General features: G+C 58.6%; 10 protein-coding genes. 8 read left to right on the forward strand and 2 right to left on the reverse strand.

The window, feature by feature from the left end; translation table 11 throughout:
• Window positions 1-68: 68 nt before the first annotated feature.
• Together AC07VF_RS09930 and AC07VF_RS09935 are read right to left on the reverse strand one after the other, a co-directional pair.
• Window positions 69-629, reverse strand: coding sequence for a response regulator transcription factor (locus tag AC07VF_RS09930; protein ID WP_065990162.1), 561 nt, complete (start codon window positions 627-629; stop codon window positions 69-71).
• Window positions 626-1,882 (reverse strand): ATP-binding protein, encoded by a 1,257-nt coding sequence (locus AC07VF_RS09935; protein ID WP_192170683.1) that lies wholly within the window; start codon window positions 1,880-1,882, stop codon window positions 626-628. The genes AC07VF_RS09930 and AC07VF_RS09935 overlap by 4 nt, the downstream gene beginning before the upstream one ends.
• A gap of 207 nt (window positions 1,883-2,089) precedes the next feature.
• Between AC07VF_RS09935 and AC07VF_RS09940 the strand changes: the two genes are divergently transcribed.
• From AC07VF_RS09940 to AC07VF_RS09975, 8 genes are all read left to right on the forward strand, one after another.
• A complete protein-coding gene (locus tag AC07VF_RS09940) occupies window positions 2,090-2,806 on the forward strand; it encodes an SIMPL domain-containing protein (protein ID WP_346629979.1) in 717 nt (238 codons plus the stop codon).
• A 257-nt stretch (window positions 2,807-3,063) separates the two neighbouring features.
• Window positions 3,064-5,226, forward strand: a complete 2,163-nt coding sequence (locus tag AC07VF_RS09945; protein ID WP_495007923.1) for an HET-C-related protein — start codon at window positions 3,064-3,066, stop codon at window positions 5,224-5,226.
• Between the two features lie 104 nt (window positions 5,227-5,330).
• Complete coding sequence (locus tag AC07VF_RS09950; protein WP_495007924.1) at window positions 5,331-6,929, forward strand: ABC transporter substrate-binding protein; 1,599 nt, start codon at window positions 5,331-5,333, stop codon at window positions 6,927-6,929.
• Between the two features lie 283 nt (window positions 6,930-7,212).
• Entirely contained in the window at window positions 7,213-8,841 is a 1,629-nt protein-coding gene (locus AC07VF_RS09955; protein WP_282372486.1) for an ABC transporter substrate-binding protein, read from the forward strand.
• Between the two features lie 338 nt (window positions 8,842-9,179).
• Complete coding sequence (locus tag AC07VF_RS09960; RefSeq protein WP_192170678.1) at window positions 9,180-10,781, forward strand: ABC transporter substrate-binding protein; 1,602 nt, start codon at window positions 9,180-9,182, stop codon at window positions 10,779-10,781.
• Between the two features lie 157 nt (window positions 10,782-10,938).
• A complete protein-coding gene (locus tag AC07VF_RS09965) occupies window positions 10,939-12,318 on the forward strand; it encodes an OprD family outer membrane porin (protein WP_192170677.1) in 1,380 nt (459 codons plus the stop codon).
• A 95-nt stretch (window positions 12,319-12,413) separates the two neighbouring features.
• A complete protein-coding gene (locus AC07VF_RS09970; protein ID WP_495007925.1) occupies window positions 12,414-14,021 on the forward strand; it encodes an ABC transporter substrate-binding protein in 1,608 nt (535 codons plus the stop codon).
• Between the two features lie 64 nt (window positions 14,022-14,085).
• A complete protein-coding gene (locus AC07VF_RS09975) occupies window positions 14,086-15,096 on the forward strand; it encodes an ABC transporter permease subunit (protein WP_037012635.1) in 1,011 nt (336 codons plus the stop codon).
• Window positions 15,097-15,107: the final 11 nt, after the last annotated feature.

Raw genomic sequence — 15,107 nt, forward strand, 5'->3', positions numbered from 1 at the left:
GTTGGCGCCAATGTGCCAGACGCCACGGACGATCTTCCATGAATAAATCTTTAAAAAGCAGTCCCTGCTTAACGACGGACCGGGCGCTTCTGCAACTTGCGCTGCAAGGTGCGTCGATGCATGCCCAGCGCCCGCGCCGTAGCGGAGATATTGCCTTCGTGCTCGGTCAGCACGCGCTGAATGTGCTCCCACTGCAAACGGTCAACCGACATCGGGTTTTCCGGCACCAGCGTGTCCAGATCGGCATGTTCGGACAGCAGCGCTGCCAGCACGTCATCGGCATCGGCCGGTTTGCACAGGTAGTTGCAGGCGCCGCGCTTGATCGCTTCGACTGCGGTGGCGATGCTCGAATAACCGGTCAGGATCAACACGCGCATTTCCGGGTCCAGCTCCAGCAGCTTGGGCAACAGCACCAGCCCCGAGTCGCCTTCCATTTTCAGGTCGACGGCGGCGTAGTCCGGAATGTCCTGCTGCGCGAGGGCCAGGCCCTCGTCGGCGGAACCGGCAGTGCTCACGCGAAAGCCACGGCGCGCCATGGCCCGTGCCATCACGCGGGTGAAAGTGGCGTCGTCGTCCACCAGCAGCAGGTGCGGCAGTTCTTCGCCTTCAACCTGGATTTCGTCAGTCATGCTTCATCTCCTCGTGCGTCACGGGGCAGGCGCAGCTCGGTAAGCGTGCCGCCTTCCTCGTGAGGATAGAGTTTCACCGAGCCGCCCGCGCGGGTCACGCTGGCCTTACTCAAGAACAGGCCCAGGCCGAAGCCTTTGCCCTTGGTGGTAAAAAAGGGTTTGCCGATCTGCTCGGCGATGGCCAACGGGACGCCGGCGCCATGATCGCGGATGCTGATGCGAATCTCGGTGGCGGTCCAGTCCAGATTCACCTCGAGCCCTTCGGCGCAGGCATCGGCGGCATTGTTGAGTAGGTTCAGCAGCGCCTGAGTGAGATCCGGCGGCGGCGCCAGCATCGGCACGTCGCCCTGCCCCAGGCGTTGAAAACGGTAAGTGGCTTCCGGACGCATCAAGTGCCAGCGGTTGAGCGCCTGATCGAGCCAGTGCGTAACGGTCTGCTCCTGCACCGAGAGCCGACGATTCGCCTCAGCGGCGCGAACCAGTTGCTGCAGCGTCTCTTTGCACAGCTTGACCTGATCCTGCAGCACCGAGAGGTCTTCCTGTAACGCGGGGTCTCTGTGGTCCTGCTGCATCTCCTTGAGCAGCACGCTCATCGTCGCCAGTGGCGTGCCCAGCTCATGGGCGGCGCCAGCGGCTTCGGTCGCCACCGCCAACAGTTGCTGATCGCGCGCCCCTTCTTCGCGGCGCAAGGCACGCATGTGTTCCTGACGGCGCAGCTCTTCGGCCATGCGCGCGGCGAAGAAGGTGATCACCCCGGCCGCCAGCGCGAAGCTCAGCCACATGCCGTAGATCTGCATGTTCTCGCGGGCCACAAATGCATCCAGCGGGAAGAACTTGGCCAGCATCAGCGTGTACAGCGCCAGCGCGATGCCCGACAGGATCAGCGAATAACGCCACGGCAGGGTCACTGCAGCGATGGTCAGCGGCACCAGATAATAAGAAACGAACGGGTTGGTCGAGCCGCCGGAGAAATACAGCAGCGCGCTGTGGATAAACAGGTCGAACGCCAATTGCACCGCGTATTCGAGTTCGGTCACCGGCCATGAGGTGCGCAGACGAATGGCGGTCAGCAGGCAGACGATCGCCGAAAAACCGAGGGTGATGTCCAGCTGCAGCCAGGGCAGCGGCAGCAGATCGAATAGGTAGGCGAACCCCACCGAGCCTGCCTGTGCACCCAGCACCAGAATGCGGATGAACGTCAGGCGCCAGAGGTTCTGACGGGTGGCGGAAAGCAGTTGCAAGGGGGCGAGCATGAGCTCTCCTGATGAGCGCTCCAGGCGAATCGGAGCGAGTATAACCAATGCGACAACAGTTGCCGTCAAAGTGCGTCAAAGCGCCACATCCATCTGACGGGTGTGTGACGGCGCAGGAACAAGCCTCCGGGTTCACAGTCTCATGGGCATCCGTCCGCCGGGGGCTTGCAATGCGCCTCAGGACGGTTCGCCAAACAAGGAGTTTTTATGTTCAGCCTTCGTCCCACTGCCACATTGTTTACCCTGGGCGCACTCGCGCTGGCCAGCGCCCCTGCCCTCGCTGACGACATTCACTACAACCAGGTTTCGGTCCGCGCCGAGGTCAGCCAGGAAGTGCAGCGCGACCTGATGACCGTCACGCTCTACACCGAATCCCAAAACACCGACCCGGCCAAACTGGCGGCCGGTGTCACTGAAACCCTGAACAAGGCCCTGGGCGAAGCGCGTCAGGTCAAGGACATCAACATTCGTCAGGGCAGCCGCAACAGCTACCCGATCTACGACGACAAAGGCCAGAAGATCACCGGCTGGCGCGAGCACGCCGAATTGCGTCTGGAAAGCGCAGACTTCGCTGCCCTCTCCAAGTTGACCGGCGACCTGTTGGGCGGCGACATGAAAATGGGCGGCATGGACTTCTCGATCTCCAACCCCGCGCGCAAGACCAGCGAAGACGCTCTGCTCAAGGACGCTGTGACGGCCTTCCGCGCCCGCGCCAAACTGGTGACTGACGCACTGGGCGGCACTGGCTACAAGGTGGTCAATCTGAACCTGAACACCTCCGGTTTCCCGCAGCCGTATCTGCGAGCGCCGGTCATGATGATGAAGGCCGCCCGTGCCGACGCCGCGCCAACGCCGGATGTCGAGGCCGGCACCAGTCAGGTCAGCGTCGCGGCAGACGGTGTCATCGAAGTCGCTATTCCTTGATGCACACGGCGGCAGCCAAGGGCTGCCGCTTTTTCCTTCATGCACCCCCGCTTTTCGCGCTCGCCGTGTTGCCTCTTCGCCCCTCCCTCGCCGTTTCCTCCTACATCGCTCAACGCTTTGGCTGATTTCCGATTGCTGCGTATTGCCTGAATAATTCACTCGCAATCTGCAACGGATCACCGCGCATGGACCATGCCGCCTGCCCTGACCAAAGGGACCGGCATCGCGCACTTACTCACTCAAGGATGAAAAGCGTTATGACTCGTTTACCCCCCTCCCTGCCCATTGACGAACTGCGTCATGAGCAATTGCAAAGCAACTTTGCCCTCGAACTGTTCACACAGACCGCAGCCTCACTCGCACCCAGAGAGTTTCAGGCTGCCATGCTCTGGATTTTTGGCGAAGACATCCCTGCCAACGCCTTCACGCTGCTGCGCAAAAAGCTTCTCGCCGGCGAGATCGCCAATGCCGAGTGCGTTTTGAGCGACGCCCCGAAACCGGCCCACTACGACAACCGCGAACGGCTTATCCGGATCAACCCTTCAGTGGTAAGCAGTGCCCTTGCCGGCACCGAGCCCGAAATCCTGCTGAATATCCTGCTGCACGAGTTCGGCCATCATCTTGATAACGTCCTGCGCAGCGACCTGATTCAACCGGATCGATCGGCGAATCCGTTGGCAGCAGACGCTGAAGGTGAAGAAGGCGCACGCCTTGCACTCTGGCTTGCGTGTATCGCAAAACCCGTTCCAGCCCGGGTTCAAATTGCCCTATGGTGGGACGTGAAAGAGGACCTGCCTCATGAAATCACCGCGCACTGGGCTCAGTCGTCCAACGCGATCATTCGGAAACACATCGCGGGTCTCGGAACACCGCTTGCACCTCGCCCGGAGTCGGATCAGGAGGGCTTCGAGGCGGGCGATGGCAATAAGACCAAGCAAACCCACCTGGAGATAGAGAAGGTATTGCTGACGTGCGGCCTGACACAGGCTGAGGTCAATGCGGTTTATTTCGGCAACTGGCTGCGCGACTACTCCCAGCTGCTTGACCCGAAAATTGTCAGGGCGATGGACATGCCCAAAGACTTCCCCGACGTGCTGTCCCGTGACGCTTTGACCCGCATTGTTGACATCTTGTCGGTCAAACGCTTTGGCGAGCTGCGCCGACAGCCCACATCCGACTACAAGGTGACGCCCGCGCGCCTGGGGGTATATCGCCCTTCCGAGCATATCGACAACCCGAAAGTCACCGACCGCGACGCGCCAGACCCCACCACCCGGGATCTGGACTTCGAGGTCGCCATCATGGCGGGCAGCCCCCAGCTGGAAGTCGATTACCAGACGTCCATGAAGCGCTACATCAGTCGATCCGTCGACTTCATGCATCGAGAGCTGCGCATCGCCATTGATAAAGGCCCCAACGCCGAAGGCTTGCGCGCGTTTGGCTCCGCGCTGCATGTGCTGGAAGACTTCTTCGCCCATTCCAATTTCGTCGAGCTGGCGCTCATCAACAACGGCTATCGAAACGTATTGCCCTGGACCTCGCCGGCGAATTGCAAGGCCGGCTTGCCCTTGGTCACAGGCATGTTCGGGCCGACCGATGTGATCGCAAGCCTGGCCGGACCGCTCGGGGAAATTCTGTTTTCTACCGAAGACGTCATCTACCAACCGATAAAACCCGGTTATCGCAGCCCTCGAGAGCAGGTGCTGTTGATCCTGTTCGAGGAGCATCACAACCCGCGCTACCTGGAAATCTACAACGCATTTCTCACCACTCGTGACAGCTGGGTAGATCTGCCGTTCGCCGAGTACCTGCAGCGCTGCGCGGCTTATCTGCAGGGACTGTCCGCGGTACCGGGCAACGCCGTCGGGATCATTTTCAAAGAGGTGCTGACCCATTTTGGCGACCAGGTCGACGACTGGCAGACGGTCCACGGACAGGACCCACATGACAATGGCTGTACCGACCCCTCACACTCGCAGTTGGCGAAGGACCACGCGCAGCATCCGCTGCACCTGCTGGCAGCGTCGTTGGCAACCGAGGCAGTGCGCAGCGTCGCCATGGCGATGATCAGTTACTGGAACGGCAACGGCCGCGCTGACCCGATCGCCGTGGCGGAGGCTTATTTCAAACATCCGGTGGACTGTAGCTGGCAAAACAGACAGGTCGCAGCTTGGGCCGCTGGCAATCCCGAGGACCTGCGCCGCAGCCAGGACAAGGTCGAAATGCTGGAAGTCCGAAAGCTGATAGCGGCCTCGGCGGAAAAAGCATCGGAGCAAATGAGAAAGGACAGCCTGGCTTATCTCAACTTCATGCGCGGCGAGTTTCTGGATAGCAATTCACCCATGTGGCTGGCGTTCCGCTTCACGCCAACCGGGTCGACAATCCATCAGATCCTGAAGTGGCTGGGAATTCTGAAGTAACCCCACCCGAAACCTTGTAAGAGATCCAAACAGTGCGGCACTCTCCGCTGTCTATCATCCCGTCGATGAATTCAGGCATGAGTGCCGCACTTAATGAGGTTCACATGGACACAACCTTCAAACCCCTGCTCCTGGCAGCCGCAATGGCGCTGTGCGTTCCCTCGGTGCAGGCGGCCAGCACCCTTGTCTATTGCTCGGAAGCCAGCCCTGCCGGCTTCGATCCCAGTCAGTACACCAGCGGCACCGAGTTCGATGCGTCAGCAGAAACAGTCTTCAACCGCCTCACCCAGTTCAAGCGCGGCGGCACCGAGGTCGAGCCGGGGCTGGCTACCAAATGGGAAGTGTCCGACGACGGCTTGACCTACACCTTTCATTTACGGCCCGGGGTGAAATTCCACACCACGGACTATTTCAAACCCACCCGCGACTTCAACGCCGATGACGTGCTGTTCACCTTCAATCGCCTGCTGAATGCGGACGACCCGTTCCGCAAGGCGTACCCGTCGGAGTCGCCGTACTTCACCGACATGGGCATGAACACCACCATCAAGCAGGTGGAAAAGCTCGACGACCAGACCGTCCGTTTTCAACTGAACAACATCGATGCCGCCTTCATCCAGAACCTGGCGATGAGCTTTGCCTCGATTCAGTCGGCTGAATACGCGGCGCAACTGATCAAACAAGGCAAGGCCGGCGACATCAACCTGAAGCCGATCGGTACAGGCCCATTCGTGTTCAAGCGCTACCAGAAAGACGCGCAGATCCGTTACGTCGGCAACAAGAAATACTGGAAGCCGGAGGACGTGAAGCTCGACAACCTGATCTTCTCGATCAATACCGACGCAGCCACCCGCTTGCAGAAACTCAAGACCGGCGAGTGCCAGATCAGCGGGTATCCGCGCCCTCAGGACATCGAAGAAGCGCAGAAGGACCCGAACCTCAAGGTGCTGAGCCAGGCCGGTTTCAACCTGGGTTTTCTGGCCTACAACGTGACCCATCCGCCGCTCGATCAACTGAAGGTGCGCCAGGCACTGGACATGGCGATCGACAAGCCGGCCATCATCAAAGCGGTTTACCAGGGCGCAGGCCAACTGGCACAGAACGCGCTGCCACCGGCGCAATGGAGTTTTGACCCGAACATCAAGGACGCGCCCCACGATCCTGAAAAAGCAAAGCAACTGCTCAAGGAAGCGGGCGTTGCACCGGGCACGCAGATCAATCTGTGGGCGATGACCGTACAGCGTGCATCCAACCCCAACGCGCGCATGTCGGCGCAGATGATTCAGTCGGACTGGGCAAAGATCGGCATCAAGGCCAACATCGTCAGCTATGAATGGGGCGAGTACATCAAGCGCGCCAAGGCCGGCGAGCATGACGTCATGATCTACGGCTGGACCGGTGACAACGGTGACCCCGACAACTGGCTGGGCGTGCTGTACAGCTGTGGCGCGGTGAAGGGCAGCAACTACGCGAAGTGGTGCAACCCGGCCTACGACAAGCTGGTCACCCAGGCCAAGCTGACCAGCAACAAGGACGAGCGGATCAAGCTGTACCAGCAAGCGCAGAACATTCTGAAAAACGACGTGCCGATCACACCCATCGCCAATTCCAAAGTATTTCAGCCGATGCGCAAAGAGGTACAGGATTTCAAACTCAGCCCATTTGGGCTGACGCCCTTCTACGGCGTGAGCCTGGCCAAATAATTCGCTGAAACCAACAGCGAAGTAACACTTGATGACCGAAGCGGGTGCAATCGCCACGTTGCGATGCACCCTTTTGGTGCTGCAAAGATATCGATATGCGACACGCAAACGTTCAGCGGCGTCAGAAATTACACTTATGCGACATTCGTGTACGTTCGTGCCACTGTTTGTCACCTTGCTGGCGCCAGCATCTTGCTTTGGGTATGGCGCCTGCATAAGTATCCGCGGGACAGGCTCAAAAGGCCGTACCCTCAATCAAAAAATGACAACAACTGAGGCCACCATGCTCAAAAAAGCGGTCATTCCGTTTCTTCTCGGCGCAGGTTTGATCGCCAGCGCTCCCTTCGCCCATGCAGCATCGAATCTGGTGTTCTGCTCCGAAGGCAGCCCTGCTGGTTTCGATCCAGGTCAATACACCACCGGTACCGACTTCGATGCTTCGGCCGAGACCGTTTTCAACCGTTTGAGCCAGTTCGAACGTGGCGGCACCGCTGTCATTCCAGGCTTGGCCACCAGCTGGGACGTTGCCCCGGATGGCCTGACCTACACCTTCCACCTGCGTGAAGGTGTGAAATTCCACACCACGCCGTACTTCAAACCGACGCGTACCTTCAATGCCGATGACGTGCTGTTCACGTTCAACCGCATGATCAACAAGGACGACCCGTTCCGTAAGGCGTACCCGACCGAATTCCCGTACTTCACCGACATGGCGATGGACACCAACATCACCAAGATCGAGAAGGTCGACGATCACACCGTCAGAATGACCCTCGGCACCGTTGATGCCGCGTTCATCCAGAACCTGGCGATGAGCTTCGCGTCCATTCAGTCCGCTGAATACGCCGCCCAGTTGCTCAAAGAAGGCAAGCCGGAAGACATCAACCAGAAGCCGATCGGCACTGGCCCGTTCGTGTTCAAGAGCTACCAGAAAGACTCCAACATCCGCTTCACCGGGAACAAGGACTACTGGAAGCCTGAAGACGTCAAAGTCGACAACCTGATTTTCGCCATCACCACTGACGCCTCGGTTCGTGCGCAGAAGCTGAAGAAAGGCGAATGCCAGATCACCGCTTACCCGCGTCCGGCCGACCTCGCGCCACTGAAGGCTGACCCTGCTTTGAAGATGCCTGATCAGGCCGGCTTCAACTTGGGCTACATCGCCTACAACGTGATGCCGAAGATCAAAGGCGAAGACAAGCCAAACCCGCTGGCTGACCTGAAAGTACGTCAGGCGCTAGACATGGCTGTCGACAAGAAAGCCATCATCGACGCGGTGTATCAGGGCGCGGGCCAACTGGCGACCAACGCCATGCCACCGACCCAGTGGTCCTACGACACCACCATCAAAGATGCTCCGTACGACGTCGCCAAAGCCAAGGACCTGCTCAAGCAGGCGGGCGTGAAGGAAGGTACCGAAATCACCCTGTGGGCGATGCCGGTTCAGCGTCCTTACAACCCGAACGCCAAGCTGATGGCCGAGATGCTCCAGAACGACTGGAAGAAGATCGGCATCAACGCCAAGATCGTTTCCTATGAGTGGGGCGAGTACATCAAGCGTGCCAAGGCCGGCGAGAACGGCGCCATGCTGATTGGCTGGAGCGGCGACAACGGTGACCCGGACAACTGGCTGGGTACCCTGTTTGGCTGCGACGCCCTCAACGGCAACAACTTCGCCAAATGGTGTGACAAGCCGTTCGATACCTTGATCCACCAGGCCAAGGAAACCACCGATCAGGCCAAACGCACCGAGCTGTACAAGCAGGCTCAACATCTGCTGAAAGATGCCGTGCCTATGACTCCAATTGCCCACTCGACTGTTTATCAGCCGATGCGCAAAGAAGTTCAGGACTTCAAGATCAGCCCATTCGGTCTGAACTCGTTCTACGGCGTCAGCGTCAGCGGCAAGTAATATCTTTAAATGACCAACCGGTCGCGTTGCCTCAGGGCAACGCGACCGCGTTGTCATGTGCACGATCGTTAAATGAAATTGACTATCGTTAGATGAGTAGCGACTTGCTTACAGTCCTTGCCTACTAACGATAAGCACTTTTCCTACAAACTTTGAAGCACGCGTAACTATGGACTGTGTGGCGCCAGAGACATACCTTCTGACAAGCCGCCAATATTGTCCGTTGTTTATCTTGAACAGTGAGATGTATCCGGGCGTTGACTGTCCATTTGCGCAAACAATTGCCATGGATCGTGCAGGCATTCGCATTTAATTCGCTTCTTACGATAAGGAATATCATGCGCTCGAATATCGTTATGCCATCACTTATTGCCGCAGGGCTTCTGGCTATGACGCCTGGCGTTCAGGCTGCCAGCAAAAGCCTGGTCTTCTGTTCGGAAGGCAGCCCGGCCGGGTTTGATATCGGTCAGTACACCTCCGGCACTGACAACGATGCCGCCGAGCCGATCTACAACCGTCTCGCCGAGTTCGCCCGCGGCGAGACCACCGTCGTACCCGCTCTCGCAACGAGCTGGGACATCTCCCCTGACAACCTGACCTACACGTTCCATCTGCGCGAAGGCGTCAAATTCCACAGCAACAAGACCTTCACGCCCACGCGCGATTTCAATGCCGACGACGTCTTGTTCACGTTCAATCGCATGCTGCACAAAGACCATCCGTTCCGCGTTGCTTATCCGACGGAGTTTCCGTTCTTCACCAGCATGGGCCTGGACAAGAACATCAAGTCGGTGGAAAAGACCGATCCAATGACCGTCGTGTTCACACTCAACAAAGTCGATGCGGCATTCATCCAGAACGTCTCGATGAACTTCGCGTCAATCTTGTCTGCTGAATATGCAGACAAACTGATGGCGACGGGTGATGTGCGCGATATTAACCAGGCGCCTATTGGCACTGGCCCATTTGTGTTTCAGCGCTATCAAAAAGATTCGCAGATTCGCTACGTGAAAAACAATGCGTTCTGGGACCCGAGTCGGGTCAAGATTGATCAGTTGATCTTTGCGATCAATACAGATGCGTCGGTGCGCATTCAAAAGCTCAAGAAGAATGAATGTCAGGTCACGCTGAATCCGCGCCCGGCAGACGTTGAGTCGATCGAAGCGGACAAAAACCTGCAGGTCATCAAAAAGCCCGGTTTCAACCTCGGCTACATCTCGTACAACGTACGCCACGCCCCGCTGGACAACTTGCAGGTCCGCCAGGCGCTGGACATGGCGGTGGATAAACAAGCGATCATCGCTGCGGTGTACCAAGGCGCCGGGCAACTGGCCCAGAACTCCATGCCACCGACGCAGTGGTCCTACGACGACACGGTCAAGGACGCGCCCTACAACCCGGAAAAAGCCCGCGAGTTGTTGCGCGCCGCCGGCGTCAAGGAAGGCACCGAACTGACCCTCTGGGCCATGCCGGTCCAGCGCCCCTACAACCCCAACGCCAAGCTGATGGCCCAGATGCTTCAGGCCGACTGGGCCAAGGTGGGCATCAAGGCGACCATCGTCAGTTACGAGTGGGGCGAATACCTCAAGCGCAGCAAGAACGGCGAGCACGACATTTCGCTGATCGGCTGGACCGGTGACAACGGCGACCCCGACAACTGGATGGGCACGCTGTACAGCTGCGCGTCCATCGGCGGCAACAATTACTCGATGTGGTGCGACGAAAAATACGACGCGCTGGTCAAGGCCGCTGTCTCGAATACCAACAAGGACCAGCGCATTGCGCTGTACAAACAGGCGCAGCATTACCTGAAGGAACAGGTCCCCATTACGCCGATTGCCCACTCGACGGTGATCCAGCCGCTGCGTAAGGAAGTGCAGGGTTTCCTGGTGAGTCCGTTCAACCGCAACAACTTCTCGGGCGTCAGCATCGCCGACTGATTCAAAAACATGCCTGGGGGCGCAACCACGCCCTTTGGCATTGCTTTATCCGCGTTTAGCCGGATAGGCAGAAAAATGGCCATGAGGCCGCACCACCGAGCGGGCTACACCATAAAAAGCCCGCCTCTAAAAAAGCAGCAATCGGGAGCTTCAAAACGTGAAAAAAGCCAGCACCGCTGTATTCGCCTTATCCGTCCTCGCCCTCAGCGTCGCGGCTCAGGCAGAGCCGACCAGTCAGGAATTCGTTCCGACCACACTGGCCACCAGCAACCTCCAGGGCGAAGCCAAGGGATTCCTGGAAGACTCGAAACTGACCGGTTCGACCAAGAACTGGTACGCCAACGAACTGTTGCGTCGTGGCGGCGAGTTCCGCCGCAGCGAGAACGGCGTCGTCGTCGACAGCGACCCGCGCCGGATCAACTGGGTTCAGGGCACCATCGTTGACTACAGCTCGGGCTTCACCCAGGGCACTGTCGGCTTCGCCACGCAAATGGCGGTCTACAACGCCGTTGCGCTGGACCGTGACAAGGACGACCTGATGGGCGGCGCCAACCGTACGCTGACCGAGAACAACGGCGACCCTGTTGGACAGTGGAGCAAGTTGGGCCTGGGCAACATCAAGGCGCGCGTTTCCAACACGACCCTGACCGCCGGCCGTCAGTCGATGAACACCCCGGTGCTGGCTTACATCGGCAACCGTGCGCTGCCTTCGAGCTTCGAAGGTGTGAGCATTCTGAGCGAAGAGTTCAACAACATCTCAATCCAGGCCGGCAGCTTCGACCGCGTGTCGCCACGTACCGAGCAGAGCCTGACCAAGTTCCGTTCCGAGTACACCAACAACACCGCCACCGCCGATCGCGTTGACATGGCGGGCGTGGATTACAAGCCGTTCAAGAGCCTGACCACCAGCTTCTACGCCTCCAACGTCGAAGACTTCTGGCATCAGTACTACTTCGCTTTCACCCACGAACTGGGTGACCCTGATGTACTGGGACTGAGCACCAACCTGAACTACTACAAGACCAAGGATTCCGGTCAGAAGAAGATGGGCGAGATCGACAACGACACGTACAGCCTGTCGTTGACCGCCACTCACAAGGCGCACAGCTTCAGCGTTGCGTACCAGGAAGTCGAAGGCGACACCTACTTCGACTACGTCCACGACACCAACGCCATCTTCCTGGCCAACTCCCTGCTCTCGGACTTCAACGGCCCGAACGAGAAGTCGGTTCAGCTGAGCTACCTGCTGAACATGGCCGACTACGGCGTGCCAGGCCTGAAGTTCAACATCTATCAGGCGCGCGGTTTCGACATCGACGGTACCCATTACAAAGGCACCGCTTACGATGTCCGCGGCATGGACGGCGAGACTCACTACGAATACGGTGTTGGCTCGTCGTACACCCTGCAGTCCGGCCCACTCAAGGCCTCGACCATGCGTGCGACCTACACCACTCACCGCGCGAGCGCCAACCAGGCTGACGGCAACATCAACGAGTTCCGCCTGGTGACCACGATTCCATTCAACATTATGTAATCAGCACGATCGATCGGGCCTCAAGGTGCGGTTTACCGAACTTCGTGGCCCGATACCGACTCACTTATGGCTTCATCACTTGCGGAGTGCGTTACTTGAAATCGACATTCAAACTCGCAACATTGCGCAGCGCGATCGCACTGGCGGTATTCAGCGTCGCGGTCGGCGTATCGGCCAAGCCTCTGGTGGTCTGCACCGAAGCCAGCCCGGAAGGTTTCGACACGGCGCTCTACACCACGGCCGTGACCGCCGATGCGTCGGCGGAAACCATTTACAACCGTCTGGTGGATTTCAAGCCAGGCACCACGGAAATCGTCCCGGCATTGGCCGACACGTGGGAGATCAGCGATGACGGCCTGACCTACACGTTTCACCTGCGCAAGGGCGTCAAGTTTCACACCACCGACTACTTCAAACCGACCCGCGAGATGAACGCCGATGACGTGGTCTGGAGCTTCCAGCGTCAACTGGACCCCAACCACCCGTGGCACAAACAGTCGCAGGTTGGCTACCCGTACTTCGAGAGCATGGGTTTCAAAGAGCTGCTGAAGAACGTCGAGAAAGTGGACGACAGCACCGTCAAGTTCACCCTGACCCGCCGCGAAGCGCCGTTCCTGGCGGACGTCGCCATGGCCTTTGCTTCGATTTACTCGGCTGAATACGCCGATCAGCTGCTCAAGGCCAACAAGACCGATAACCTCAACAGCCAGCCCATCGGCACCGGTCCGTTCGTCTTCCAGCGCTACGCAAAAGATGCTCAGGTTCGCTTCAAGGCCAACGCGGATTATTTCCGGGGCAAGCCGCCAGCTGACACCCTGATCTTCGCCATCGCCACCGACAACAACGTGCGCCTGCAGAAGCTCAAGGCCAATGAGTGCCAGATCGCCCTGTATCCTAAGCCGGACGACATCCCGAGCATCAAGAAAGACACCAACCTCAAGGTTGATGAGCTGAACGCGATGACCACCGCGTACATCGCCATGAACACCACGCACAAATACATGAGCGACGTGCGCGTCCGTAAAGCGATCGAGATCGCGTTCGATAAAGAAGCCTATGTCAACGCGCTGTTCGGCAAGGGCAACGCCACCGTCGCCGTGAACCCGTACCCGGACACGCTGCTGGGCTACAACAAGGACCTGAAAAACCCTGCCCACGATCTGGACAAGGCCCGCGCCCTGCTCAAGGAAGCGGGTGTTCCTGAAGGCACCGTGCTGACCCTGTTCACGCGCAACGGCGGCGGTCCGACCAACCCGAACCCAATGCTCGGCGCACAAATGATGCAGGCCGACCTGGCCAAAGTCGGCATTAAGTTAGATATACGCGTCATGGAATGGGGCGAAATGCTCAAACGTGCCAAAAACGGCGAACACGACATGGTGTCGGCCGGCTGGGCAGGTGACAATGGCGACCCTGATAACTTCCTGACCCCGAACCTCAGTTGCGAGGCCGCCAAAAACGGCGAAAACTACGCGCGGTGGTGTAATCAGAAGTTCCAGACGTTGATCGATCAGGCACGGGAAAAAACCGACCCGGCCGAACGCGCCTCGCTCTACGAGCAGGCTCAGGCGATCTTCAACCAGGATCTGCCATGGATCAGCATGGCCCATACCAAAATGTTCACTGCAATGCGCAATAACGTGGAGGGTTACCACATCAGCCCTCTCACCACTAATAACTTCGCTACCACCCAAGTGAAGTAGAAGAAGAATCCGGCGGGCTCTATTACCCAGAGACCCGCCGGTACCTGATGAGGTACACGAGAAGATGTTTAGTTTTATCGCTCGCCGAGTGGGGTTGCTCATACCCACCTTCTTCGGCATCACCTTGCTGACCTTCGCCCTGATTCGCCTGATTCCTGGCGACCCTGTCGAAGTCATGATGGGTGAACGCCGGGTCGATCCGGAAATGCACGCCCAAGCCATGGAACGTCTTGGCCTGAACAAACCCCTTTATGCGCAATACATCGATTACGTCGGCAAGCTCGCCCATGGCGACCTGGGCGAATCGCTGCGTACGCGCACGAGCGTGTGGTCCGAATTCACTTCGCTGTTCCCGGCAACACTGGAACTGTCGATTGCGGCGCTGATCTTCGCAGGCATTCTCGGTCTGCTGGCCGGTGTCATTGCGGCACTGAAGCGAGGGTCCCTGTTCGACCATGGGGTCATGGGTATCTCCCTGGCGGGGTACTCGATGCCGATCTTCTGGTGGGGCCTGATCCTCATCATGTTCTTCTCGGTATCCCTGGGCTGGACCCCGGTATCGGGCCGTATCGACCTTCTGTACGACATTCCCCCCAGAACCGGTTTCATGCTGATCGACACCCTGCTCAGCGACGAAGAAGGTTCGTTCATGGACGCTCTGCGTCACTTGATTCTGCCGGCCATCGTGCTGGGTACCATTCCGCTGGCGGTCATCGCCCGGATGACACGCTCCTCGATGCTCGAAGTCCTGCGTGAAGACTACGTGCGCACTGCGCGCGCCAAGGGTCTGTCGCCGGCTCGCGTGGTGTTCGTTCACGGTCTGCGCAACGCGCTGATCCCGGTGCTGACCGTGTTCGGTCTGCAAGTGGGCACGCTGCTGGCCGGTGCGGTGCTGACTGAAACGATCTTCTCCTGGCCGGGCATCGGCAAGTGGCTGATCGAAGCCATCGGCGCCCGTGACTACCCTGTCGTGCAAAACGGCATCCTGCTAATCGCCTGCCTGGTGATTCTGGTCAACTTCGTGGTGGACATCCTCTACGGCTTTGCCAACCCACGCATTCGTCATCAGCGCTGAGATCCCTTTTT

It is taken from the genome of Pseudomonas sp. GW821-FHT02H06 (genome assembly GCF_059421525.1).

Excerpts from the sequence above, each read along its gene's own strand:
- AC07VF_RS09955 (WP_282372486.1), top strand. The coding sequence starts at position 7,213 with ATGCTCAAAAAAGCGGTCATTCCGTTTCTTCTCGGCGCAGGTTTGATC.
- AC07VF_RS09930 (WP_065990162.1), bottom strand. The coding sequence starts at position 629 with ATGACTGACGAAATCCAGGTTGAAGGCGAAGAACTGCCGCACCTGCTG.
- AC07VF_RS09960 (WP_192170678.1), top strand. The coding sequence starts at position 9,180 with ATGCGCTCGAATATCGTTATGCCATCACTTATTGCCGCAGGGCTTCTG.
- AC07VF_RS09945 (WP_495007923.1), top strand. The coding sequence starts at position 3,064 with ATGACTCGTTTACCCCCCTCCCTGCCCATTGACGAACTGCGTCATGAG.
- AC07VF_RS09950 (WP_495007924.1), top strand. The coding sequence starts at position 5,331 with ATGGACACAACCTTCAAACCCCTGCTCCTGGCAGCCGCAATGGCGCTG.
- AC07VF_RS09975 (WP_037012635.1), top strand. The coding sequence starts at position 14,086 with ATGTTTAGTTTTATCGCTCGCCGAGTGGGGTTGCTCATACCCACCTTC.
- AC07VF_RS09935 (WP_192170683.1), bottom strand. The coding sequence starts at position 1,882 with ATGCTCGCCCCCTTGCAACTGCTTTCCGCCACCCGTCAGAACCTCTGG.
- AC07VF_RS09940 (WP_346629979.1), top strand. The coding sequence starts at position 2,090 with ATGTTCAGCCTTCGTCCCACTGCCACATTGTTTACCCTGGGCGCACTC.